This is a genomic window from Kitasatospora sp. NPDC097643, assembly GCF_040302625.1.
Lineage (GTDB): Bacteria > Actinomycetota > Actinomycetes > Streptomycetales > Streptomycetaceae > Kitasatospora.
On sequence record NZ_JBEOSA010000057.1, the window covers coordinates 1 to 24,616 of the forward strand.

General features: G+C 72.8%; 21 protein-coding genes. 6 read left to right on the forward strand and 15 right to left on the reverse strand.

Going from position 1 to position 24,616, the window contains the following annotated elements; all coding sequences use genetic code 11:
* Positions 1-105: 105 nt before the first annotated feature.
* The 7 genes from ABTY15_RS29325 to ABTY15_RS29355 form a co-directional block, all read right to left on the reverse strand.
* Complete coding sequence (locus ABTY15_RS29325; protein WP_350601971.1) at positions 106-729, reverse strand: hypothetical protein; 624 nt, start codon at positions 727-729, stop codon at positions 106-108.
* Between the two features lie 197 nt (positions 730-926).
* Positions 927-1,730, reverse strand: coding sequence for an exodeoxyribonuclease III (locus ABTY15_RS29330; RefSeq protein ID WP_350601973.1), 804 nt, complete (start codon positions 1,728-1,730; stop codon positions 927-929).
* 139 nt (positions 1,731-1,869) lie between these two features.
* Complete coding sequence (gene ggt / locus ABTY15_RS29335; protein WP_350601974.1) at positions 1,870-3,657, reverse strand: gamma-glutamyltransferase; 1,788 nt, start codon at positions 3,655-3,657, stop codon at positions 1,870-1,872.
* Between the two features lie 127 nt (positions 3,658-3,784).
* Positions 3,785-4,891 carry an ROK family glucokinase gene (locus ABTY15_RS29340; RefSeq protein WP_502893622.1) on the reverse strand — a complete coding sequence of 369 codons (1,107 nt, stop codon included), beginning with the start codon at positions 4,889-4,891 and terminating at the stop codon, positions 3,785-3,787.
* Positions 4,888-5,730, reverse strand: a complete 843-nt coding sequence (locus tag ABTY15_RS29345) for an ATP-binding cassette domain-containing protein (protein ID WP_502893623.1) — start codon at positions 5,728-5,730, stop codon at positions 4,888-4,890. The genes ABTY15_RS29340 and ABTY15_RS29345 overlap by 4 nt, the downstream gene beginning before the upstream one ends.
* A gap of 11 nt (positions 5,731-5,741) precedes the next feature.
* Entirely contained in the window at positions 5,742-6,773 is a 1,032-nt protein-coding gene (locus ABTY15_RS29350) for an ABC transporter permease (protein WP_350601975.1), read from the reverse strand.
* On the reverse strand, positions 6,770-7,795 hold the full coding sequence (locus ABTY15_RS29355) for a substrate-binding domain-containing protein (protein WP_502893624.1): 1,026 nt from the start codon (positions 7,793-7,795) through the stop codon (positions 6,770-6,772). The genes ABTY15_RS29350 and ABTY15_RS29355 overlap by 4 nt, the downstream gene beginning before the upstream one ends.
* Before the next feature lie 303 nt (positions 7,796-8,098).
* Between ABTY15_RS29355 and ABTY15_RS29360 the strand changes: the two genes are divergently transcribed.
* On the forward strand, positions 8,099-9,247 hold the full coding sequence (locus tag ABTY15_RS29360; protein WP_350601977.1) for an alpha/beta hydrolase: 1,149 nt from the start codon (positions 8,099-8,101) through the stop codon (positions 9,245-9,247).
* A gap of 116 nt (positions 9,248-9,363) precedes the next feature.
* Here ABTY15_RS29360 and ABTY15_RS29365 read toward each other — a convergent pair whose 3' ends face one another.
* Entirely contained in the window at positions 9,364-10,956 is a 1,593-nt protein-coding gene (locus ABTY15_RS29365; protein WP_350601978.1) for a PucR family transcriptional regulator, read from the reverse strand.
* 447 nt (positions 10,957-11,403) lie between these two features.
* On the opposite strand from ABTY15_RS29365, the gene ABTY15_RS29370 reads away from it, so the two are divergent.
* The 5 genes from ABTY15_RS29370 (at position 11,404) to ABTY15_RS29390 (ending at position 18,330) form a co-directional block, all read left to right on the forward strand.
* Positions 11,404-12,291, forward strand: a complete 888-nt coding sequence (locus ABTY15_RS29370) for an FAD binding domain-containing protein (RefSeq protein WP_350601979.1) — start codon at positions 11,404-11,406, stop codon at positions 12,289-12,291.
* Positions 12,288-12,776 carry a (2Fe-2S)-binding protein gene (locus ABTY15_RS29375; protein ID WP_350601980.1) on the forward strand — a complete coding sequence of 163 codons (489 nt, stop codon included), beginning with the start codon at positions 12,288-12,290 and terminating at the stop codon, positions 12,774-12,776. Before ABTY15_RS29370 ends, ABTY15_RS29375 begins: the two co-directional genes overlap by 4 nt.
* Positions 12,773-15,139 (forward strand): xanthine dehydrogenase subunit D, encoded by a 2,367-nt coding sequence (gene pucD, locus ABTY15_RS29380; protein WP_350601981.1) that lies wholly within the window; start codon positions 12,773-12,775, stop codon positions 15,137-15,139. The genes ABTY15_RS29375 and pucD overlap by 4 nt, the downstream gene beginning before the upstream one ends.
* A 322-nt stretch (positions 15,140-15,461) precedes the next feature.
* Positions 15,462-16,970 (forward strand): NCS2 family permease, encoded by a 1,509-nt coding sequence (locus ABTY15_RS29385; RefSeq protein ID WP_350601983.1) that lies wholly within the window; start codon positions 15,462-15,464, stop codon positions 16,968-16,970.
* Between the two features lie 154 nt (positions 16,971-17,124).
* Complete coding sequence (locus tag ABTY15_RS29390; RefSeq protein ID WP_350601984.1) at positions 17,125-18,330, forward strand: XdhC family protein; 1,206 nt, start codon at positions 17,125-17,127, stop codon at positions 18,328-18,330.
* A 59-nt stretch (positions 18,331-18,389) separates the two neighbouring features.
* On the opposite strand, the gene ABTY15_RS29395 is transcribed toward ABTY15_RS29390, so the two are convergent.
* From ABTY15_RS29395 to ABTY15_RS29425, 7 genes are all read right to left on the reverse strand, one after another.
* On the reverse strand, positions 18,390-18,677 hold the full coding sequence (locus tag ABTY15_RS29395) for a hypothetical protein (protein WP_350601986.1): 288 nt from the start codon (positions 18,675-18,677) through the stop codon (positions 18,390-18,392).
* A gap of 228 nt (positions 18,678-18,905) precedes the next feature.
* Positions 18,906-19,322, reverse strand: a complete 417-nt coding sequence (locus tag ABTY15_RS29400; protein WP_350601988.1) for a PIN domain nuclease — start codon at positions 19,320-19,322, stop codon at positions 18,906-18,908.
* A complete protein-coding gene (locus tag ABTY15_RS29405) occupies positions 19,315-19,512 on the reverse strand; it encodes a type II toxin-antitoxin system VapB family antitoxin (RefSeq protein ID WP_350601990.1) in 198 nt (65 codons plus the stop codon). The genes ABTY15_RS29400 and ABTY15_RS29405 overlap by 8 nt, the downstream gene beginning before the upstream one ends.
* A gap of 76 nt (positions 19,513-19,588) precedes the next feature.
* Complete coding sequence (locus ABTY15_RS29410) at positions 19,589-21,400, reverse strand: SDR family oxidoreductase (RefSeq protein WP_350601992.1); 1,812 nt, start codon at positions 21,398-21,400, stop codon at positions 19,589-19,591.
* Positions 21,397-22,329, reverse strand: a complete 933-nt coding sequence (locus tag ABTY15_RS29415; RefSeq protein ID WP_350601994.1) for a M24 family metallopeptidase — start codon at positions 22,327-22,329, stop codon at positions 21,397-21,399. Before ABTY15_RS29415 ends, ABTY15_RS29410 begins: the two co-directional genes overlap by 4 nt.
* Positions 22,330-22,342: 13 nt before the next feature.
* Positions 22,343-23,440, reverse strand: a complete 1,098-nt coding sequence (locus tag ABTY15_RS29420) for a PDR/VanB family oxidoreductase (RefSeq protein WP_350601995.1) — start codon at positions 23,438-23,440, stop codon at positions 22,343-22,345.
* A gap of 141 nt (positions 23,441-23,581) precedes the next feature.
* On the reverse strand, positions 23,582-24,499 hold the full coding sequence (locus ABTY15_RS29425) for a metal-dependent hydrolase (protein WP_350601997.1): 918 nt from the start codon (positions 24,497-24,499) through the stop codon (positions 23,582-23,584).
* Positions 24,500-24,616 lie beyond the last annotated feature (117 nt).

Below are 24,616 nucleotides of genomic sequence, written 5' to 3' on the forward strand. Positions count from 1 at the left end.
CGCCGCCGGCCCACCCCCCCCCCCCGCGCGCCCGCGGCGCGGGGGGGGGCGGGGCCCGCGCAGGTGGGTGCGTGCGGGGGCGGGGCGAGGTGCGGGAGCCCGTCGTCAGGCACCGCGCCGCCGCAGCAGCCAGAAGCCGCCGATGCCGCCCGCGACGAGCGCGAAGCCGCCGGCCAGCTCCGCCGGGTTGGCCGCGACCGAGCCGCCGAGGCCGGTCTTGACCGCGCCGTGCGGGGCGACCTGCTGGCTCCCGGCGCCGGACTGCCCGAGCGAACCGGCCCACTCGCCGGCGGCCTTGCCCCAGTCGCCGAGGCTCTTGTCCGGGCCCTTCTCCGGGCCTTTGTCCGTGCCCTTGTCGGGGCCGGCGGCCGCGACCGTGGTGACGGTGACGCTGGTGGAGAAGGAGGCGCCGTTCGGACAGGTGCCGTCGACCTTGCTGTCCCCGCCGTGCTGATCGGCCAGCCGGGCGGAGCCGGTGTGCTTGCCGTCGGCGCCGAGGGTGAGGGTGGCCGGGCCGCCCTCGAAGGCGGCCGAGTGGGCGGTGATGGTCTTGGCGTCGGGCTTGTCCGACTTCTCGCAGGAGACCGTGACCGTCACGGTCTGGCCCGGTGCGGCCTGGGACGGGCTGACCGAGGCCGCGCCGTCCTTGGCCAGCGCGAGCGGGGCCGTCAGGCCGGTCAGCACCGTCGCGCCGATCAGGGCGGCGGCGGCCGTACGCGTGGGGCGCATGCCGGAACCTCCGGGATTCTCGGGCGCAGCCGGGGACTCCGATGTCCACGTGATCGAACAACTGCACCCGGTCACTCACCGACGCTAGGGACGGCCCCGCCGCCCGGCCACCCGGTGTCGACCGTTCGGGTTAGCGGGCCCTCACCCACCGTGAGCCGGACCCGACGTCACGCCTCGGGCCAACGCTCCCCCGGGCCTCACAGGTCGAGGTCCACCACCACCGGCGCGTGGTCCGAGGTCCCCTTGCCCTTGCGGGCCTCGCGGTCCACGTAACTGTCGGTGACGGCGTCGACGAAGGCCTTGTTGGCGTACGTGAGGTCGATCCGCATGCCCCGGTTCTTCGGAAAGGCCAGCTGGCGGTAGTCCCAGTAGGTGAACGGCTGGTCGTACTTGAGCGGGCGGGGGACGACGTCCTGGAGGCCGGCCTCGCGCAGGGCGTCCAGCGTGGCCCGCTCGGCGGGGGTGACGTGGGTCAGGCCCGCGAAGGCGGCGACGTCGTAGACGTCCTGGTCGGTGGGGGCGATGTTGAAGTCCCCGAGGACGGCGAACGGGCGGGGGCCGGCCGCGTCCTCGACGGAGGCCTTGCGCAGCGCCTCCAGCCACTCCAGCTTGTAACGGTAGTGGGCGTGGTCGACCTCGCGGCCGTTGGGCACGTAGACGGACCAGACCCGCACCGGGCCGCAGGTGGCGGCGATGGCGCGCGGCTCGACGTCGGCCAGCAGGGCGTCGTCGGCGAGGTAGCCGGGCTGGCCGGGCAGGTCGCGCACGACGTCGTCGAGGCCGAGCCGGGAGACGATGGCCACGCCGTTCCACCGGCCGGTGCCGTGGGCGGCCGTCTCGTAGCCGAGCGCGCGGACCTCCTCGTACGGGAAGGCGTCGGCCGCGCACTTGAGCTCCTGGAGGCAGAGCACGTCGGGCTTGGCGCTCTCCAGCCACTCCAGGAGCTTGGGCAGCCGCGCGGTGACGGAGTTGATGTTCCAGGTGGCGATGCGGACGGTCACGGCGGGCGGCCTTCCCGGTGGTTCGGTACGGACGAGGGGTGGGCGCCCCCGTGCAGGGGAGGCCCACCCCGAACATACCGCCCGGCACCGACAATCCCGGCGGCCCCGGAATCAGCGGCCCCAGCGAGGGGGCGGACGCTCAGCGCGCCGGCCGGACCACCGCCGCCGAGCCGCCGCCGCGCCGGACCGGTTCGGCCGCGGCCACCCAGCGCCCGTCCGGCAGCCGTTCGACGCCGGTGGCGGCGCCGATCTCGGCGGTACTGGTGAAGACGTGCCCGAGCCCCTCCAGCCGGGCCCGCTCCGCCAGTGCGAGGAAGCCCGGTTCGGCCTGGGTGGCGGCCGCGTTGCGCTGGCTGGCGCGCGGCGCGGCGATCGCCTGCTCCAGGCTCAGCCCCCGGTCGAGCCGGCCGAGCAGCACCTGGAGGGTGGTGGTGATGATGGTCGCGCCACCGGGCGAGCCAGTCGCCAGCAGCGGTTCGCCGTCGCGCAGCACGACGGTCGGCGAGATCGAGGAGCGCGGCCGCTTGCCCGGCCCGGGCAGGTTGGGGTCGGGCACGCCGGGGGTGAGCGGGGCGAAGCTGAAGTCGGTGAGCTCGTTGTTGAGCAGGAAGCCGCGGCCGGGGACGGTGATGCCGCTGCCGCCGGTCTGTTCCAGGGTGAGGGTGTACGCGACGACGTTGCCCCAGCGGTCGGCGACCGTCAGGTGGGTGGTGCTCAGCCCCTCGTACGGTTCGGGCTGGGCGACGCCCTCGCTCGCGCAGTCGGCCGGGTGGCGCGGGTCGCCGGGGGCGAGCGGGCTGGTGAGGGCCCGGTCGGGATTGATCAGGCAGGCCCGGGAGGCGGCGTAGCGCGCGGAGAGCAGGTCGCCGACCGGGACGTCGCTGAAGGCCGGGTCGCCGACCCAGCGGTTGCGGTCGGCGAAGGCGATCCGGGACGCGTCCAGGAAGCGGTGGTAGTACTGGGTGGTGTCCAGGCCGGCGAGGTCGCCGTCCTCCAGGATGCCCAGGGCCTCGCCGACGGTGGTGCCGCCGGAGCTGGAGGGGGCGATCGAGTAGACGTCGTAGTCGCGGTAGGCGACGTGGGTGGGGCGCTGCCGGTGGACCTGGTAGCCGGCGAGGTCGGCGGCGTCCACCTTGCCGGGCCGGGCGTTGCGGCCGGAGGCCGGGTCGACCGGCGGGTGCTGGATGGTGCGGACGATGTCGGTGGCGAGTTCGCCCCGGTAGAGCGCGGTGGTGCCCTCGCGGCCGAGCAGGCGGTAGGTGGCGGCCAGGTCGGGGTTGCGCAGCGTGGAGCCGACGACGGGCAGCGCGCCGCCGGGCAGGAAGAGCTCGGCGGTGTCGGGGAAGTCCTTGAACCGGGCCTGGTTGAGCGCGGTCTGGTCCTGGAAGGTCTGGTCGACGGTGAACCCGTGCTCGGCGATCCGTTCGGCGGGTGCCAGGGCGTCGGCGAGGGAGCGCTTGCCCCAGAGTCCGATGGCGGTCTCCCAGGTCGCCGGGGTGCCGGGGACGCCGACGGAGAGTCCGCTGGTGACGGCGTCGGCGAAGGGCAGCGGCTTGCCGCCCTCCAGGAACAGCGACTCGTCGGCGGTCCGGGAGGCGGTCTCCCGCCCGTCGATGGTGTACACCCGTCCGCTGGCGTGGTCGTAGTAGACGAAGTACCCGCCGCCGCCGATACCGGCCGAGTAGGGCTCGGTGACCCCGAGGGCGGCCGCCGACGCGATCGCCGCGTCCACCGCGTTGCCGCCCTTGCGCAGCACCTCGATCCCGGCCGCGGTGGCGTCGGCGTCCACGGTGGACACCGCCCCGCCCCAGCCGACCGCCTCGGGGACCTTGGGCGGCGGTGCCGCCGCCCCGGCCGGTCCGACGGAGGACCAGACCAGGGCGGTGGCGAGCAGCAGCGGTGGCGCGAGACGGGTCAGAGCTCTCATCCGAGTCCTCCTGAGTCGACGTCAACTCCGTTGTTTCACAGGAGGCATGGCCGCGACAACCACACCGCACGGTTACCAACCGGTAGTTGACGCGGCCGGACGTCGACCGGCCCCGGATTCAAGCGCGTTACGACACGTCGCGCCCGACCCGCCGCCGCTTGATGGTGCGGAAGCGCCGGGCGACCTGGCGGGCGAGGTCGGCGGCGCCGACCAGGCCGGCCTCGTTGCCGAGGGCGGCGTGCACGATGGCGGCCTCGGGGCGGAAGCCGCGCCCGGTGAGGGTGCGGCGGAAGGTGTCCCGGGCCGGGCCCAGCAGGAGGTCGCCGGCCTCGGAGACGCCGCCGCCGATGACGAAGCGGCCGGGGTCCAGGGCCGCCGCCAGGTTGGCGATGCCGACGCCGAGCCAGGTGCCGACCTCGTAGAGCAGTTCGGTGGCGGTCGGGTCGCCGGCCCGGGCGGCCTCGGTGACCAGCGGGCCGGTGATGCCCTCGGCGGTGCCGCCGGCCCGGGCGAGCAGCGGCTGCACCACCGGCGACTCCTCGGCGACGAGTTCGCGGGCGTCGCGCACCAGCGCGTTGCCGGAGGAGTACTGCTCCCAGCAGCCCCGGTTGCCGCACGGGCAGCGGTGGCCGCCGGGCACCACCTGGATGTGCCCGAACTCGCCCGCCAGGCCGTACTTGCCGCGGTCGACGAAGCCGTCCCGGACGACCGCGCCGCCGATTCCGGTGCCGAGGGTGAGCATCACCATGTGGTCCTCGCCGCGCCCGGCGCCGAAGCGCCACTCGGCCCAGGCGGCGGCGTTGGCGTCGTTCTCGACGATCACCGGGAAGCGCAGCCGCTCGCTGAGCGCCTGCTGGAGCGGTTCGCCCCGCCAGTTGAGGTGGGGGGCGAAGAGCACCGTGGAGCGGTCGGCGTCGACCCAGCCGGCCGCGCCGACGCCCACCGCGTGGACGTCGTGCCGGTCGGCGAGCTCCAGCACCAGTTCGACGATGACGTCCTCGACGACCTTGGGGCTCTTGCTCTTGTCGGGGGTGTCGGTGCGCAGCTTCTCCAGCACCTTGCCCTCGCCGTCGACGACTCCGGCGACCACCTTGGTGCCGCCGATGTCGACGCCGATGGTGGGCAGCCGCAGTATCCCGGCGGGCAGGGCGCGGCGGCGGCGCTCGGCGCGCGGGCCGAGGCCGAGCAGGGTGGGCAGGACGGCCGGCCTGGTGCTGCCTCGGGGGCTGGTCACGGCTGCGGGCGCTCCTCACGAGGAGTAGGGGTGTTCGGACGGGCGAGCTCGTGGGAGAGTTCGGCGAGGTCGGAGCCGCCGGCCATCTCGGTGGTGAGCTGTTCGAGGCCGATCTCGGCGCGTGGGTGGCTGCCGGCCATCCGGCCCCGCTTGAGCAGCGTGAAGTGGTCGCCGACCAGGTACGCGTGGTGCGGGTTGTGGGTGATCAGGACGACCCCGAGGCCGGCGTCGCGGGCGGCGGTGACGTACTTGAGCACCACCCCGGACTGCTTGACGCCGAGGGCCGCGGTCGGCTCGTCCAGGATGAGCACCCTGGCGCCGAAGTGCACGGCGCGGGCGATGGCGACGCACTGGCGCTGGCCGCCGGAGAGGGTGCCGATCGGGCGGTCGACGTCGTGCAGGTCGATGCCCATCCGGGCGAGCGCCTCGCGGGTGGTGGCGCGCATGGCGTCGGCGTCCAGGCGCAGCCCGCCCCAGCGCTTGTGCCCCTGTTCGGAGCCGAGGAAGAAGTTGCGCCAGACGGGCATCAGCGGGACGACGGCGAGGTCCTGGTAGACGGTGGCGATGCCGCGGTCGAGGGCCTGGCGGGGGGAGTCCAGCCGGACCTCCTCCCCGCCGATGGTGTAGCTGCCCTCGTCGTGCCGGTGCAGCCCCGCGATGATCTTGATCAGGGTGGACTTGCCGGCGCCGTTGTCGCCGAGCACGCAGCTGATCTCGCCGGCGTGCAGGGTGAGCGAGACGTCCTGGAGGGCGCGGACGGTGCCGTAGGTCTTGCCGACGCCCGTCAACGACAGGAGTTCGGTGTCCGACGGTTCGGCGCTCATCGATTCGGTGCTCATCGGTTCGGTGCTCATCGGGGCCCCCGTTCGGCCTGGCGCTTGACGTAGGCGTTCAGCAGGGCGGCGAGCAGCAGCATCGCGCCGAGGAAGAACTTGAACCAGTCCGGGTTCCACTCGGCGTAGACGATCCCCTTGCTGGTCATGCCGAAGATCAGCGCGCCGAGCGCGGAGCCCACCACCGAGCCGTAGCCGCCGGTGATCAGGCAGCCGCCGATGACCGCCGCGACGATGTAGATCAGCTCGTTGCCGACGCCCTCGCCGGACTGCACGGTGTCGAAGGAGAACAGCAGGTGCTGGCCGAGCACCCAGGCGCCGAAGCCGACACCGAGGTAGAGCAGGGTCTTGGTGCGGGCGACCGGCACGCCGACCGCGCGGGCGGCGGCCGCGTCTCCGCCGACGGCGAAGATCCAGTTGCCGAAGCGGGTGCGCAGCAGCACCCAGGTGCCGACGGCGAGCAGGCCGAGCCACCACCAGACGGTGGCCTTGATCGTCAGCCCGCCGACGGTGACCTCGGAGGCGAACAGCCAGCGGCAGGAGGCGAAGCCCTCCATGTCGGAGATCGGCTTGGTGGAGACGGTGCCGGAGACCAGCTTGGTGACGCCCAGGTTGGCGCCGGTCAGCATCAGGAAGGTGCCGAGGGTGACGATGAAACTGGGCAGCCTGGTGCGGCCGAGCATCCAGCCGTTGAAGCCGCCGACGGCCAGCGTGACCGCGAGCGAGACCACGACGCCGACCCAGGTCACCGCGGTGAACTGGTAGGAGACCATCGACGAGGTGAGCGCCGCGGTGGTGACCAGGACGCCGGCCGAGAGGTCGAACTCGCCGCCGATCATCAGCAGCGAGACCGGCACCGCCATGATCCCGATGGTGGAGGCCGCGTAGAGCACGGTGCCCAGCGAGGAGACCCGCAGAAACGGTTCGGCGGCGGCCGCGAAGACCAGGAAGACGGCGACGGCGGCGATCAGCGAGCCGAGTTCGGGGCGGGCGAGCAGGCGGCGCAGCGCGGCCGGGCGCTCCTGCGCCAGCAGGTCGGTGGTGCTCACCTGGTCCCCCTCGCGACGTACTCGGCGAGCGCGTCGGCGTTGTCCTTGGTGAGGATCTGCGGGCCGGTCGCGACGGGCTTGCCGCCGCCGAGCATGTCCAGGTTGGAGCGGTACAGCCAGAGCAGGTCGACCCCCTCGTAGCCCTGGAGGTAGGGCTGCTGGTCGACGGCGAAGCCGACGGTGCCGGCCTTGAGGCCGGTCACCACCTGCGTGCCGAGGTCGAAGGTGTCGAGCTCGACGGCCCGGTGGGTGTCCTGGATCGCCTGGAGGCCGGTGGCGGCCATCGGGCCGGAGAGGGTGAGCACGGTGTCGATGCCCGGGTCGGCCTGGAGCTTGGCGGAGATCGCGGCGCGGGCGTCGGGCATGTTGACGCCGTCCACGTAGAGCGTCTGGAACGAGCCGCCGGCCTTGGCCTGGGCGCCGGAGCAGCGCTGCTCCTGGCCGACGTTGCCCTGCTCGTGGATGACGCAGAGCACGTCCTTGCGGCCGCGGGAGGCGAGCTCGGTGCCGGCGGCCTGGCCGGCGGTGGACTCGTCCTGGCCGATGTGGGTGAGCGCGCCGAACTTCGCGGAGTACTCCTGGCCGGAGTTGATGGTGATCACCGGGATGCCGGCGGCCTTGGCCTTGCCGAGCACCTCGGCCATCGCGTCGCCCTTGGCGAGGGTGACCAGCAGGCCGTCGACCTTCTGGTCGATGGCGGCCTGGACGAGCTGGACCTGGTTCTGGGTCTGCGCGTCGTTGGAGTACAGGAAGGTGATGTTGTCCTTGGCGGCGGCCTGCTCGGCGCCCTTGCGCACGCTGTCCCAGAAGGCGTCGCCGGCGCCGGCGTGGGTCACCATGGCGACCTTCCAGCGCGGGGTGGTGACGGCGCTGCCGGCGGCGGCCGCGGCCTTGGCGCGCGCCTCCTCGGCGCGCCGGCCTCCGGTACTGCTACAGCCGGCCGCGGCGACCGCGAGGGCCAGCACGGCACAGGCGGGCCAGAGGCGGCGGGACGGGCGAAAGCGGGTTGTGCTCATCCCCATAGTCTCGCTGCCCGGCTGGTGGGCGATCGCACCGCCTCGCCCGGCGGCGCGCGCGGCCGGGGAGGTAAGGTGCCCCGGGGGACCTTCCTGGAAGTTCGCTGGACATCTCGTCCGGACGACCGCCGTCCGGGTGGCAGACTAGGCGCCGACCCGAAACCGGAACATCACGGAAACGTGATGTTCCTCTCAGGTTCCGCACAGATTCGGATGGCAACCGATCATCGGTTACCCGCCGTCTGATGCCATTGGAGTGCGTTCGGGCATGTGGGGCCCGGGCGGCTTGCGACCCGGATACGAGAACTGATGCAACTGACAGGTACGCCATTCTTCATCCTCACCGTCATCCTGGTGCCGGTGTCCATCGCGGTGGCGCTGCTGTTCTGGGGAAAGGTCCGCGGGCCCGAACCGGTGCGGATCCTGTCCAGGCTCGTCATGATCATGTTCTGCCAGGTCACGGCCGTGCTGATGGTCTTCGTGATGGTCAACAACGCCAACCTGATCTACGGCAACTGGGACGACCTGCTCGGCACCGGTGACCACGTCCGGGCCGTCCCCTCGGTGGCGCCGCTCGACCCGGCCGCCCCGGCGAACCCGCAGGCCCCCTCGGGCGGCGGCGACGCCGCCGCGAAGCAGCAGCCCAAGGTCACCCAGCAGTTCGGCGGCGTCGGCGACCCGCTGGTGCCCGGCGACGTCAAGAAGACCGAGCTCAAGGGCCAGGTGTCCGGCGTCGACGGCGAGGTGCTGGTCTGGCTGCCGCCGCAGTACGACGACCCCGCGTTCAAGGACAAGAAGTTCCCCGTGGTCGAGCTGATCCCGGGCTACCCCGGCTCCTCCTCCACCTGGTACGGCAGCCTCAAGGTCTCCGAGCAGCTCAAGCCGCTGATGCAGCAGGGCAAGGTCACCCCGTTCATCCTGGTCGCGCCGCGCACCCTGCTGCTCGGCGGCCACACCGACGCCGGCTGCACCGACATCCCCGGCAAGGTCAACGCCGACGCCTGGATCACCCGCGACGTCCCGCAGATGGTGCTGGACAACTTCCGCGCCGACCCGTCCCCCGACCGCTGGGGGATCGCCGGCTACTCGGCCGGCGCCCACTGCGCGGCCAAGCTCGCCCTGGCGCACCCCAACCGCTACCGGGCCGGCGTCTCGATGTCCGGCTACAACGACCCGGCGACCGAGAAGGACTCGCTGGTCGGCAAGGACGCCAAGCTGCGCGAGGCCAACAACCCGGTCAACATCCTGAAGAGCGCCCAGCAGCCGCCGAAGGTCGCCATGTACGTCAGCGGCGCCAAGGGCGACGGCTACGAGGACGGCCAGGCGATCGCCGGCGTGGCCAAGGCCCCGACCACCGTCCAGGTCGAGGAGACCACCGGCCCGCACGCCACCGAGCTCTGGAAGAAGATGGTGCCGGGCGTCTTCCAGTGGCTGACCTCGATCATCCCGCCGCAGTGACCCGCACCCGGCCGGTCATCCCGCCGCGGTAACCCGCACCCGCACCCGGCCGAACGGCCCGCCGCATCGACGCGGCGGGCCGTTCGCGTACCCGGCGTCAGGCCCGCTTCGAGGCGTCAGGCCAGTTCGAGCGCCAGGTAGAAGTCCACCCGGTCCTCCAGCCGGGACAGGTCACGGCCGGTCAACTCCTCGATCCGGCCGATCCGGTAGCGCAGCGTGTTGACGTGCACGTGCAGCTGGGCGGCGCAGCGCGTCCAGGAGCCGTCCGAGCGCAGGAACGCCTCCAGGGTGCGGACCAGGTCCGCCTGGTGCTCGATGTCGTACGCGATCACCTTGTCCAGCAGCCGGCTGCGGAAGGCCCGGCGCACCTCGTCCGGGACGGCGGCCAGCAGCAGCACGTGCGAGGCCAGCTCCTCGGGGCCGGCCACGCAGACCCGGCCGACCCGGGCGGCGGCGATCCGGCGGGCGTGCCGGGCCTCCTCCAGGGCGCCGCGCAGGCCGCCGGCCTCCAGCGCGGGGGCGGAGACGCCGAGGGTGATCCGGCCCTCCGAGCCGAGCCCGGCCTCCAGCGGGGCGAGCAGGTCGCGCAGGGTGTCGGCGGGCACCGCGCTCTCCATCGCGGGCATCACCACCACCGCGCCGGTGCCGGCCCCGGCGACCAGGGCCCGGTCGGTGGCGGCGCCCAGCGCCTCCTCCAGGACGGCCCGCACCGCCCCCTCCGGCAGGCCGGTGCCCTCGGCGCTGAGCACCAGCCAGGAACCCTGCGGGGTCTGCGGCCTGGGCTCCGGGCTCTCGTAGCGGGCGGCCATCGCCGAGGAGGCGTACAGGGTGCGGCTGATCTCGGCCGGGTCGGCGTCGCGCTGCAACAGCGTCAGCACCTCGTCGGCGAGGCGGCGACGCAGCCGGCGGCCCTCGTCGCGGCGGTGGCGCTCGGCGGCGACCAGGCGGGCCAGGTTGTCGGCGAGCTGCTGGCGCTTGGTGGTCCACTCGGTGACGTCGCCGGCCACCGCGAGCAGCCAGTCGGCCAGCGGCGCCTCGTGCTCGGTGGAGGCCGGGGCGGGCAGCAGCGAGTAGTTGCCGCTGGCCAGGCGGGCGCGGTGCGGGGGGCGGCGGCGCTGGCGCTGGGCGCCGAGGTGGGCGCGGACCAGCTGGTCGCGGTCCTCGGCGGTGAGCCGGTCGGCCGGGCCGGCGATCACCGTGCCGGTGGGGGTGAGCACCCAGCAGTCGAGGTCGAGGTCGCCGCCGAGCAGGTCCAGGACGGCGTCCAGACCGCCGCCGCCGGCCGCCGAGACCAGCAGCCGGTGCCGGTCGACCAGGGCGGCGAGGTCGGCGGCCCGGTCCGCGGAGACCTGGCGGCCGATGAACTCGGTGACGGTGCCGAAGGCGATGTCGTCGGGCACGGCCAGCAGCGGCATGCGGTGGCGGCGACAGGCCTCCACCAGGTCCTCCGGCACCGGGCCGACCTCGGCCTCGCCGGCCGCCAGGGCGACCGCGCCACCGGACGCGATGGTCCGCACGAACCGCTCGGAGTCGGCCGGATCGGTGCGCCACAGCATGCCGGTGAGCACCAGCTCACCGCCGTGCAGGTAGCGGCCGGGGTCGTGCAGGTCCGTGGTCATGACACCGCTGACCTGCCGGTCAAGCTCGTCCTCGGCCGCGAGCAGACGCAGTCGCGGGGCGCCGGGGGCGAGCAGGTCACGGACACGCATCCGCGGACTCCTTACGGGCTGGGGGGTGAGGGTGAGCGGGGAGACGAGGGCCCGAGTCTTCGGTCCGGGGGCACTCCGGGGGTGACAGTGTGCCCGAACATCAGTGCTTGGCGTTACGTCTGGGCGGACGGCCGGATCACGGGCCCGTAGCTTGCGAATCACGGCCGGATTACGGTCGTAGGTAGCACCCGGTGATTACCTGGGCTGCGAGATTGTCCTCCTTAGAGGAACGTACAGGATGCCGGGCGGGACCACAGCGCGGGCTTCATGCCATCGGTGACTCCCAGTGGGCCCGGTCACAGCGGTTCACTGGCCACACGCCGCCGGACACAGCCCGGTGACCGGGATCCGACGCCGAGGCGAACGAACGGCGGGCCGGGTCCGAACACCGAGTTCCGGGCACTGTGCCCACCCGTTCGGCAGGCGACGACTTGAGGAGACACCCGCATGGAGTTCCTTCGGCCCGCTACCTGGGACGAGGCACTCGCGGCGAAGGCTGAGTACCCGACCGCGCTGCCCATCTCGGGCGGTACGGACGTCATGGTCGAGATGAACTTCGACGTGCACCGGCCATCCGCGATTCTCGACCTGAACCGCATCACCGAGCTCACCGAATGGTCCAACGACGGCAGCGTCGTCAAGCTCGGCGCCTCGGTCCCGTACGCCCGGATCATCGACGAACTGTCCGGGCCGCTGCCCGGGCTGGCGCTGGCGGCCCACACCGTCGGCTCGCCGCAGATCCGCAACCGCGGCGGCGTCGGCGGCAACCTCGGCGGCGCCTCCCCGGCCGGCGACGCGCACCCCGCGCTGCTGGCGGCCGGACGGGACGTCTTCGTGGAGGCCGCCTCGGTCCGCGGCACCCGGATGATCCCGATCGACGAGTTCTACGTCGGCGTGAAGCGCAACAGCCTGGAGGCCGACGAGCTGATCCGGGCCGTGCACATCCCGGTGGCGGACGGCCCGCAGCAGTTCTCGAAGATCGGCACCCGCAACGCGATGGTGATCGCGGTCTGCGCCTTCGGTTTCGCCCTCCACCCGAAGAACGGCACCGTCGGCACCGGCATCGGCTCGGCCGCCCCCACGCCGCGCCGCGCCGTCGAGGCCGAGGAGTACCTCCAGGGCGTGCTCGCCGAGCGCGGGCTCTGGGAGTCCGGCGGCCTGCTGGGCACCGAGGTGATCCAGCGCTTCGGCGAGCTGGTGAAGGCCGCGGCCTCCCCCATCGACGACGTCCGGGGCACCGCCGAGTACCGGCGGCACTCCCTGGCCGTGATGGCCCGCCGCACCCTCACCTGGTGTTGGAACGACTACAGCAAGCAGATCAGGAGCGCGGCATGAGGGTGACTTTCACCGCCAACGGCAAGCCCGTCGAGGCGGACGACGTCTGGGAGGGCGAGAGCCTCCTCTACGTGCTGCGCGAGCGGGTCGGCCTGCCGGGCTCGAAGAACGCCTGCGAGCAGGGCGAGTGCGGCTCCTGCACCGTCTACCTGGACGGCGTGCCGGTCTGCAGCTGCCTGGTCGCGGCCGGCCAGGTGCAGGACCGCGAGGTGCGCACCGTCGAGGGCCTCGCCGACGAGAACGGCGAGCTGGGCCTCGTCCAGCAGGCGTTCATCGACGCCGGCGCCGTCCAGTGCGGCTTCTGCACCCCCGGCCTGCTGGTGCAGACCGACGCGCTGCTGGAGCGCGACGAGCAGCCGAGTGACAACGACATCCGCGAGGCGCTGTCGGGCAACCTCTGCCGCTGCACGGGCTACGAGAAGATCATGGACGCGGTGCGGCTCGCCTCCGCCCGCAAGTGCGCTGGTAAGGGGCATGCCGAATGAGCACGCGGACGATCCAGGGGCAGAAGAACCTCCAGAACATCAACCAGGCGTCCAAGGACGGCATCGGCGGCTCGCCGCTGCGCCCGGACGGCAACCTGAAGGTCAAGGGCGAGTTCGCGTACTCGTCCGACATGTGGCACGAGGACATGCTCTGGGGTATGGCGCTGCGCTCGCCGCACCCCCGGGCCAACATCCTGAGCGTGGACATCTCCGAGGCGCTCAAGGTGCCCGGCGTGTACGCCGTGCTCACCCACCAGGACATCCCCGGCTCCAAGTACTACGGCCTGGAGATCCAGGACCAGCCGGCCCTGGCGATCGACAAGGTCCGCTACCACGGTGAGGCGATCGCGCTGGTCGCGGCCGACCACCCGGAGACGGCCCGCCGCGCGGTGAAGAAGATCAAGGTCGAGTACGAGGTGCTCACCCCGATCGTCACCGAGGAGCAGTGCCTCGACCCCGAGACCCACGGCTACGTGCACGAGCCGCACGAGTTCAAGTCGCACGGGTACGGCAACATCTGCCACGAGCAGAAGCTGGTCTCCGGCCTCGGCGTGACCGACGAGGTGCGGGCGATGGCGGACGTCATCGTCTCCGGCGACTACGAGGTCGGCATGCAGGACCAGGCCTTCCTGGGCCCCGAGTCCGGCCTGGCCGTCCCCGCCGAGGACGGCGGCATCGACCTCTACATCGCCACCCAGTGGCTGCACGTCGACCGCCAGCAGATGGCCCCGGTACTCGACCTGCCCGAGGAGAAGGTCCGGCTCACCCTGGCCGGCGTCGGCGGCGCCTTCGGCGGCCGCGAGGACATCTCCATGCAGATCCACGCCTGCCTGCTGGCCCAGCACACCGGCAAGCCGGTCAAGATCGTCTACGCCCGGGACGAGTCCTTCTACGGCCACGTGCACCGCCACCCGGCCAAGATGCACTACGAGCACGGCGCCACCCGCGACGGCAAGCTGGTCTACGCCGACTGCCGGATCGTGCTGGACGGCGGCGCCTACGCCTCCGCCTCCCCCGCCGTCGTCGGCAACGCCGCCTCGCTCGGCCACGGCCCGTACGTGATCCCGAACGTCAAGATGCACGCCATCGCGCTCTACAGCAACAACCCGTCCTGCGGCGCCATGCGCGGCTTCGGCGCCGTCCAGGCCGCGTTCGGCTACGAGACCCAGATGGACCGGCTGGCCGCCGAGCTCGGCATGGACCCGGTCGAGCTGCGCCAGCTCAACGCGATGTCCGAGGGCGACTTCATGCCCACCGGCCAGCAGATCGACTCGCCCGCCCCGGTCGCCGAACTGCTCCAGCGCGTCAAGGACATGCCGCTGCCGCCGCCGCTGGACACCGAGCACCTGGACGTGCGCCAGCTCCCGGGCGCGCTGTCCAACACCTCGCACGGCGAGGGCATCGTGCGCGGCGTCGGCTACTCCGTCGGCATCAAGAACGTCGGCTTCTCCGAGGGCTTCGACGACTACTCCACCGCCCGGGTGCGCCTGGAGGTGATCGGCGGCGAGCCGGTCGCCATGGTGCACACCGCGATGGCGGAGGTCGGCCAGGGCGGCGTCACCGTGCACGCCCAGATCGCCCGCACCGAGCTCGGCGTCGAGCAGGTCACCATCCACCCGGCCAACACCGAGGTAGGCTCGGCCGGTTCGACCTCCGCCTCGCGCCAGACCTACATGACCGGCGGCGCCGTCAAGCTGGCCGCCGAGGCGGTCAAGCGGGCGCTGATCGAGAAGGGCCGCCGCCGCTACGGCTGGACCCACGGCGACATCACGCTGGTCGGCGGCAAGGTCGTCTCGGAGAGCGCCGGCGCGCTGGTCTCCATGGTCGACCTACTCGGCGACGAGGCCATCGACCTCACCCGCGAGCACCACCACCGGCCCACCCAGCCGTTCGACAAGGAGACCGGCCAGGGCTTCGGCCACGTCCAGTACACCTTCTGCGCCAACCGCGCGGTGGTCGACGTGGACGTCGAACTGGGCCTGGTCAAGGTGGTCGAGCTCACCGCCGTCCAGGACGTCGGCAAGGCGCTCAACCCGCTCTCCGTGGTCGGCCAGATCCAGGGCGGCTGCACCCAGGCCCTCGGCCTGGCCGTGATGGAGGAGATCATCGTCCGGGACGGGAAGGTGCGCAACGCCTCCTTCACCGACTACCTGATCCCCACCATCCTCGACACCCCGCCGATCCCGGTGGAGATCCTCGAACTGCCCGACCCCAACGCCCCGTACGGGCTGCGCGGGGTCGGCGAGGCCCCGACCGTCTCGGCGACGCCGTCGATCGTGGCCGCCATCCGCAACGCCACCGGTCTCGCGCTCAAGCGGATCCCCGTCCGCCCCGAGCACCTGACCACCGAACTCCCCGGCTGAGCCGAGGACCCCGGGGGCCGCACCGCCCCCCGACCGCAGGCCTCCCCGGGGCGACGAACGTCTTCCCCGTCGCCCCGGGGCAGCACCACCCACCCTCGCAGTTACAGGCAACTCCCATGCACCACCTGCCGATACGCGAACGCACCATCCCGCTGCCTCTCCCACGCCGGGGTACTGCAGCGGTGCGCACCGCCCACGCACCGCACACGGCAACGCCGAAGAGTGCGCCCAGTGAGTCGAACAGTCCCCCTGTGCCAACTTCGTTGACTGGCAATCAGGTCGGCTCGCCCACCCCAACCCCCTTTGAACCTTGGGAGTGGACATGACCCGGATCCCCACGGAGACCGGCACCACCGAAGACAGCTCCAACAGAGACAACGGGCCCGCCGAGGACGACACCACTGCGTCGACCCCGGAGGCCCGGCCGAAGAACGCACTGGACGCGTACTTCAAGATCTCGGCCCGGGGCTCGACGCTCGCCAACGAGCTGCGAGGTGGTCTCACCACCTTCATGGCGATGGCGTACATCGTCCTGCTCAACCCGATCCTGCTCGGCGGCGCCGACAAGACCGGCCTCAAGCTCGACCACGCGCAGCTGACCACCGCCACCGCGCTGGCCGCCGCCATCACCACCATCGTGATGGGCCTCATCGGGAACGTCCCGCTCGCCCTGGCGGCCGGCCTCTCGGTCTCCGGCGCGGTCTCCGCGATCGTGGTGCCCAACACCACCTGGCCGCAGGCCATGGGCCTGTGCGTGGTCTACGGCCTGCTGATCGTCCTGCTGGTCGTCTCCGGCCTCCGGCAGAAGATCATGGACGCGATCCCACTGCCGCTCAAGCACGCCATCACCATCGGCATCGGCCTGTTCGTCGCGCTGATCGGCCTGGTCAAGTCGGGCTTCATCCACCACGGCCCGGACCCGTTCGGCCCGCCCGTCTCGCTCGGCCCCAAGGGCGAACTCACCGGCTGGCCCGTGCTGGTCTTCGCGATCACCCTGCTGACGATCTTCGTGCTGCTCGCCCGCAAGGTCCGCGGCGCCATCCTGATCGGCATCGCCGGCGGCACCGTGGTGGCCTTCATCGTCAACGCCACCGTCAACCTGCCCGAGCACACCTGGGCCAGCTCCGTCCCCGAGTGGCCCGGCAGCCCGATCGCCGCGCCCGACTTCGGACTCTTCGGCAAGGTCGACCTGTTCGGCGCCTTCGGCAGCCAGGGCATGGGCGCGATCAGCGCCTCGGTCGCCGTCTTCGCCCTCGTGCTGGCCGGCTTCTTCGACGCGATGGCCACCATCATCGGCGTCGGCACCGAGGCGGGCCTGGCGGACAAGCAGGGCCGGATGCCCGGCCTGTCCAAGGCGCTGTTCATCGACGGCGCCGGCGGCGCGGTCGGCGGTGTGGTCGGCGCCTCCGGCCAGACCGTCTTCGTCGAGTCCGCGACCGGCGTCGGCGACGGTGCCCGCACCGGCCTCGCCTCCACCGTCACCGGCGCGATGTTCGCCCTGATGCTGTTCTTCTCCCCGCTGGCCGGCATCGTCCCGGTCGAGGTCGCCTCCGCAGCCCTCGTCGTCATCGGCTCGATGATGATGAGCCAGGCCCGGCACATCGACTGGTCGGACCGCGAGATCGCCATCCCGGCCTTCCTCACCTGCGTCCTGATGCCGTTCACCTACAACATCACCGCGGGTGTCGCCGCCGGCGTCATCTCCTACGTGACCATCAAGGCCGGCACCGGCAAGTGGCGCGAGCCCAGCGCCCTGATGTGGATCCTGACCGTGGTCTTCGTGGTCTACTTCGCGCTCACCCCGGTCAAGTCCTGGCTGGGCGCCCACTAGCGGCACCGCCGCCGTACGGGACCGTTTCCCGTACGGCGGCGTCTCCCGTTCCGTAACGTCCCTGCCCGGACCCTCGTCCCCTCCCCGTTACCCCGTCCTCCCCGCACCCTCGTCCCCCCTCGTCTACGCTCGAAAGCGACAAGGAGCCCCCGACATGCAGGACATCGCCGAGCAGCTACAGGCCTGGCACGCGTCCGGGCGCTCCTTCGCCGTGGCCACCGTCGTCGGCGTCTCCGGCAGCGCCCCGCGCGACCCGGGGGCGGCCCTGGCCGTGGACGCGGCCGGCGAGGCGATCGGCAGCGTCTCCGGGGGCTGCGTCGAGGGCGCGGTCTACGAACTGTGCCAGGCCGCGATGGAGTCCGGCGAGGCCGTGCTGGAACGCTTCGGCTACAGCGACGAGGACGCCTTCGCCGTCGGCCTGACCTGCGGCGGCATCCTCGACGTCTTCGTCCAGCCGGTCGTCCCCGGCGCCGACGCCGGACTCGACGCCGGCATCGCCTACATCGCCTCCGGCACGCCCGTCGCCCTCGCCCGGGTGATCGCCGGCCCCGGCGCGCTCCTCGGCGCCACCGTCGCCGTCACCGCCGACACCCACCACGGCGCGCTCTCCCCGGCCCCCACCGTGGTCGGCGCGCTGGAACGGGCCGTCGTCACCGAGGCCCGCGCCATGCTCGACGCCGGACGCACCGGCACCCTCGTCCTCGGCCTCGACGGACGCCCCTGCGACGACCGCGGACAGGGCACCGTCACCTGCTTCGTCGAGAGCTACGTGCCCGCCCCCCGGATGCTCGTCTTCGGCGCCATCGACTTCGCCGCCGCCGTCGTGCGGATCGGCAAGTTCCTCGGCTACCACGTCACCGTCTGCGACGCCCGCCCGGTCTTCGCCACCGCCAAGCGCTTCCCCGACGCCGACCAGGTCGTCGTCGACTGGCCGCACCGCTACCTCGACTCCCAGCTCGACCGGATCGACGGGCGCACCGTGCTCTGCGTGCTCACCCACGACGCCAAGTTCGACATCCCGCTGCTGGAACGCGCCCTGCGGCTGCCCGTCGGCTACGTCGGCGCGATGGGCTCCCGCCGCACCCACCGCGACCGCAACACCCGGCTGCGCGAGGTCGGACTCACCGACGCCGAGATCGGCCGGCTGCGCTCCCCCATCGGCCTCGACCTCGGCGCCCGCACCCCCGAGGAGACCGCCGTCTCGGTGGCCGCCGAGATCATCGCCCACCGGCGCGGCGGCAGCTGCCTGCCGCTGAGCGCCGGGGACGGGCCGATCCACCACGACGTGGCGCGGGCGGCCACGGCCGCCGAGGAGGAGGAGTCCGTGCGGGACCGCGAGCCCCGTACCCACGCGGCCTGAGCGGCCCGGGCCGCGACACCGGCCCGAGCGGCTCAGGTCACCACGTCGGCCCGACCGGCTCAGGTCACCACGCGGTGGGCCTCGAAGATCACCGGCTGCCCCGCCATGCCGACCTCCTGGAGGATCGGCCGCAGCACCTCCCCGAAGCGCTCGAAGGCCTCCCGCGACTCCCACACGTCGGTCACGTGCCAGCCGGTCGGCGTCGGGCCGGCCGCGTGCGACACCAGACCGGGAACCGGCCAGTCGGAGGGCTTGTCGAGGCTGCCGCCGTTGGTCAGGCGGCGCACCGTCTCGTCGTACTGGGCCTGGGTGGCCCCGGGGAGGTCGAAGACCGCGACGATCGCCATGGGAACGCTCCTGTGCGCTCGGGGAATGGTGCTTCCAGTGCAGCCCCGGCAGGCCGGACACAGCCACTCACGGCCACCACCCGGGTGACGCCGCGGGCCGAAGTCGGCGGCGCTGCTGGAGATCGAACTCGACACCGAGACCTCGAACCAGGTCATCACCGACGGAGCGATGGCCGAGAAGTTCCCACAGATCACGGGCGGGATCAAGCCGGCGAGCCGGGCACAAGGTCAGTCGGCCGTACCGGACGGCACGACCCAGCGGGTGGGTTGGCCGGTGACGGCCGCGATCATGTCGTAATCGCCGTCGTAGTGCAGGACGGTGACGCCGTGACGCTCAGCGGTGGCAGCGATGACGAGGTCGGCCACGGACAGTGCCCGCCAGTTCCCTGCGGCCGTGAGCAACGCCTGGACCTCGATAGCGCGGTCCCACACCTCGTCCGGGGTCCGCAGCCAGTCGAACCCGCGTAGGCCGTCCCGGATCCGGTCGGCGTCGGCCTTGGACCGGGCGCTGTGCATGATCTCCAGCTCGACGGCGCCGCAGAGCGCGAGCAGCCCCTCATTGAACAGCCCGTCGATCACGGCCCGGACCGCGGGCTCGGTGTAGCGGGCGAACGCGGACCTGTCGATCAGGAAGCGCTCACTCACCCTTGTCCACCGGTCCGGTGAGATCGGGCAGTCCGCCCTCGGCGAGCCAGGCGAGGAACTCCTTGCCCTTGCGGCGCTTGACCGCGTCCTCCAGGGCGGCGTTGACGGTGGCGACCTTGGTCGTCGTACCGAAGATCTCGGCGGCCTCCGCCAGCAGTTCGTCATTGACGTCTATCACGGTGCGAGCCATGGCCGACCTACCGGAGCACTGCGGGCCTGCGATATCAAAATCAATCCTAGTGGATATCACAAGCCCGAGCGGCCGGTCAGGTGACGTTGAGGCGGGCGGCGAGGCGCAGGAGGGAGGGGGCGGCGCGGGAGAGGAGCCGGGCGACCTTGGCCTCCGGGGTGACCGGGACGACCGGCTTGTTGGTGCGGACGGCACGCAGGATGGCGGCGGCGACCTTCTCCGGGGGGAAGCCGCGCCGGGCGTAGAGGCGGGCGGCGCGGGCCTGCTTGGCGGCCTGCTGGTCGGCGGTGGTGGCGGAGAAGGTGGAGGTGCGGGTGATGTTGGTGTTGACGATGCCGGGGCAGATCGTGGAGACGCCGATGCCCTGCCCGGCGAGCTCGGCGCGCAGGCAGTCGGAGAGCATGAACACCGCGGCCTTGCTGGTCGCGTAGGCGGTGAGCGCCTTGGACGGCAGGTAGGCGGCGGCCGAGGAGACGTTGACGATGTGGCCGCCCTCGCCGCGCTCGGCCATCAGGGCGGCGAAGGCGCGGCAGCCGTGGATGACACCCCACAGGTTGACGTCCAGGACGCGCTGCCACTCCTTCTCGGTGGTCTGCAGGAACGTGCCGGAGTGGCCGATGCCCGCGTTGTTGACCATCACGTCGGGCACCCCGTGCTCGGCGGCGACGGCCTGCGCGAAGGCGTCCATCGCCGCACCGTCGGCGACGTCCACCCGGTAGGCGTGCGCCGGCGGGCCGATCAGCGAGGCGAGTTCGGCGGTGCGCTCGGCGGCCGCGAGGTCCAGGTCGCAGACCACCACCCGGGCGCCGTCCTCGGCGAAGGCGAGCGCGGTGGCCCGGCCGATGCCGCTGCCGCCGCCGGTGACGACGACCAGCCGACCGTCGCCGGCCGCGTCCGCGGGCCCGGTGCTCCCGTCCTCGATGCGGGCGGTGAACTCGCGGACCATGCCGGCCACGGTGGCTCCCTTCTCCAGCAGCGCCGACCAGTGGCCGGCGTGCAGCGTCCGTCGGGTCAGGTTCGGCACCCAGCGCTCCAGGCCCTCGGAGAGGTAGCCGCCGACGTACCGGTCCCGGGTCAGGGTGATCAGCTGGACCGGCACCTCGGTCGGCCGCTCGCGCGGACTGCCCAGCGTGGAGCGGAAGTTGGCCCGGTACAGCTCGATGCCGCGGACCGCGTCGCGGCGCAGGCTGGGCTGCGGGTGGTCGGGGCGCGGGGTGACGTGCTCCAGGTCGCGCAGCACCCTCGGCCAGGCCCGGGCCAGGCCCAGGCGCCAGACGCCCGGGGCGAGGAAGGGCAGGTGGAAGGCGGTGATGTACCAGGAGTGCAGGCCCTGGTGGAGCAGCTGCCCCAGGTGGCGCGGGGTGGGCCGGCGCATCCGGTGGCGCAGCCAGTAGCCCATGTGGTCCAGGCAGGGCCCGGACATGGTGGTGTACGAGGCGATCCGCCGCTCGGCGCCGGGCGCGGTGACGGCCTCCCAGGACTGCAACGAACCCCAGTCGTGGGCGACCACGTGCACCGGGCGGTCCGGGCTGACCGCGTCGGCCACCGCGAACAGGTCGGCGGCCAGCTGCTCCAGGCGGTAGCCGGACCGGTCGGCGGGCACGCCGGACTCGCCGGCGCCGCGCACGTCGTAGCGGACCACGTGGTGGTCGCGGGCGAGGTCGGCGGCGATGTCGTCCCAGACCGCGTGGGTGTCCGGGTAGCCGTGCACCAGGATGACGGTGGGGGCCTCGGGGGCGCCCGGGGCGTCCGGGGCGCCCTGCACGCCCTGCACGCCCTGCTCGAAGACGGCGAGTGGCAGGCCGCCGGAGTGGACGGTGCGGCGGCGGACCGGCGCGTGCGGGGCGGGCGAGTTCGGGTCGGACGGGCGCGGGGCGGGGGTCTTCATCGGGTGGCCTCCTGGGGGGTCGCGTCGGTCGCCTGCCCGGTGGTGGGCGGCGCCGTCCAGCGGCGGACGTGCGGCAGGTCGTCGTCGAGCCAGTAGGCATCATCCTCGGTGACCACCAGCAGTTCCTCGAACTTGATGCCCACGCCTCGGAAACCGATGTGCGGCTCGACCGCCCACAGGCCCGGGGTCGGCGCGTGCCGGGAGGAGCGGCCGTCCGCCCACAGCGGCGAACGCCCGTGCAGGCGTTCGGAGATCAGCTCGCGACCGAGGGTCTGCAAGGTGCGCACGCCGAAGCCGAACAGGGTGACCCCGGCAGGGCCGCGGACGGTGGTCCGGGTGACCTGGTGGCCGATCACCCGGCCCGGGTAGACCTGGTGGCGATTGTCGTAGCCGTGCGCGGCGAGCTGCGCGTCCACGGCCGCGTACACCTCGTTCAGCGGCCGACGGGCGCGCACCTCGGCGAGGATCAGCTCGCGGTAGACCCGCAGGTCGGCGGCGAGACGGTCCCAGACCGGGTTCTCGCCCACCTTGCCGCCGTACCCGATGTCGGCGGTGTAGCCGTCCACGATCGGCGCGCAGTCCAGCACGTACGGCATGCCCTCCGCCAGGCGGCGGTTGCCGGCGAAGAACTGCAACGGGGTGTGGAAGTGCCGGAAGGCCGTGCGGTCGCCGAACCAGGCGAACGGGACGTGGAAGAAGTCCTGTACCCCGGCGGCGACCAGACGGCGGCGCAGCTCGGCGGTGGCCTGCCGCTCGGTGACTCCCGGTTCGATCCAGGCGGCGACCTGTTCGGCGCAGTCGTAGGCGAGTTGCTGGGTCTCGCGGAAGCGGGCGAGGTCGCGCTCGTCGTAGGGGAAGGCCGGGGTACGGGAGGTGGTCCGGTCCGCCGTCGGACGGTTCGCGGTCGGGGGCTGCGGGGGCTTCGCCATCGGGGGCTCCTAGTCAGAGGTCGAGCACGAGGGTCTCGCCCTCGGCGGCCCGGGAGACGCAGGGCAACAGGGCACCGGCGGCGCGCTGCTCGGGGGTGAGGCGGCGGTCCCGGTGGTCGGGCGCGCCGGCCAGCAGACGGACCTCGCAGGTGCCGCAGAAGCCCTGGTGGCAGGAGTACGGCAGATCCGGGCGGGCCTCGCGCAGGACGTCCAGCGCGGACCGGTCGGCGGGGACGTCGAGCGTCGGGCCGTCGGCGCCCAGGCGCACCGCGAAGGGCTCGCCGCCGGTGATCGGCGCGGCACCGAAGCGTTCGAAGTGCAGGGCGGCGGCCGGGGAGCCCGCCAGGGCGCGCTGCACGGCGGCCAGCATCGGGGCCGGGCCGCAGCAGTAGACGGCGGCGCCGCGCGGGGCGTGCGCGAGCAGTTCGGCGCCGGTGGGCACGCCGCCGTGCTCGTCGTCGGTGCGCAGCACCACGCGGTGCGGGTCCAGGGCGCGCAGCTCGTCCGCGTACGGGAGGGAGACGGCGCTGCGGCCCACGTGCACCAGGCGCCAGTCCAGGCCGTGCCGCTGCGCCTCGCGGGCCATCGGCAACAGCGGGGTGATGCCGATGCCGCCGGCGAGGAGCAGGACGGCCGGTTCGGCGCAGAACGCGAAGCCGTTGCGGGGGCGGCGGGCGGTCAGCCGGGTGCCGGGGTGCAGGGTGTCGTGGACCTCGACGGACCCGCCGCCGCCCCCGGGCAGCCGGCGCACGGCGATCCGGTACGTGCCGCGCTCGGCGGGGTCGGCGGGGTCGCCGCTGAGCGAGTAGTGGCGTTCCCGGCCGGAGGGCAGGGCGAGCCGCAGGTGGGCGCCGGGCTGCCAGCTCGGCAGCGGGCCGCCGGAGGGGTCGGCGAGCCTCAACTCGGCGACGTCGGAGGTGAGTTGGCGGCGGGCGGTGACAACCAGCTGCAACGGCGGGGTGGGCCGGCTGAGCGGGCGGCGGGGGTTGCGGCGCAACAGCGGGCCACCGAGGGCCGGGGAGTAGCGGTCCCCGAAGGCGGTGAGCCGGCGCATGAAGGTGTCGGCGCGGGGGCGGCCGTAGAGATCGGGGGGCGGGTTGAGCAGGTCCATCCGGCGGTCCTTGACGTCAGAGGAGGGGCGGGCGGCGGCTGACGGGTTTCGGCGAACAGATTTCAGAGTTCAGATAACAGATAACGTTCGCTGTTATCTGAACTCTGAAATCTGTCAGCTGTCGGTTGTCGACTGTCGACGTCAGCCGTTCGCCGCGGCGGCGCGGGCGGCCGGGGAGGTCGCGAGGTAGCCGAGGGCCTGGCTGGACGAGCCCTCCTGGGTGGGGTGGTAGCCGGGCCGCAGGTAGCGCAGGCCGGAGCGGACCGACTTGACCGGGTCGGGCAGCAGTCCGCGCTTGGCGATCCGGCCGGCCTCGCGCCAGGTGGGCTTGAGCCGCCCGTGCAGGGTCGGGTCGGCGGCGAGCAGGAAGCGGGCGCCGCGCACCCAGAGGTGTACCAGCAGCGGCCCGGAGACCGCCATGCCGCGGATCCGGCGCAGGTACCCCGGGTCGAGGTGGACCATCAGGTCGAAGGCCACGCTGCGGTGCTCGACCTCCTCGGCGCCGTGCCAGCGCAGCAGGTCGAGCATCGTCGGGTCGGCCTTGGCGCGGTCCAGGCCCGGGGAGTTGAGGACCCAGTTACCGAGGAACGCGGTGAAGTGCTCGATCGCCGCGACGAAGGCGACCCGCTCGATGATGTTCTCGCGCCGCCGGGCCGGGCTGAGCCCCGGCTTGTCCCCGAGGACCCGCTGGAACAGCCAGGCGATCTGCCGTACGTACGGCCGCGGGTCGAGCCCCTGGCCGAGCAGGTGGTCGAGCACCTCCTGGTGCGCCTCGGCGTGGATGGCCTCCTGCCCGATGAACCCGAGGACCTCCTCGCGCAGTTGCTCGTCACGGATCAGCGGCAGCGCCTCCTTGAACACCTTGACGAACCAGCGCTCGCCCTCGGGCAGCAGGAGGTGCAGCACGTTGATGACGTGGGTGGCCATCGGCTCGTCCGGAATCCAGTGCAGCGGCAGCTGGGCCCAGTCGAAGCGCACGTCCCGGGGCTCCAGGACGAGGCTGTCGTGCACGCGCGCCGCGGGGGCGGCGAGGGCGGGGACGGGGGTGGATCGGGGCATGGCAGACCCTCCTGACCTGGGGCGGCGGCTCGGCTTCAGGGAAACGTACTCGCGGGTAGCGGCCGGGACAAGGGTTTCGGCGCGCCTTATCGACATCGAGTCTAATAAGTGATGTGC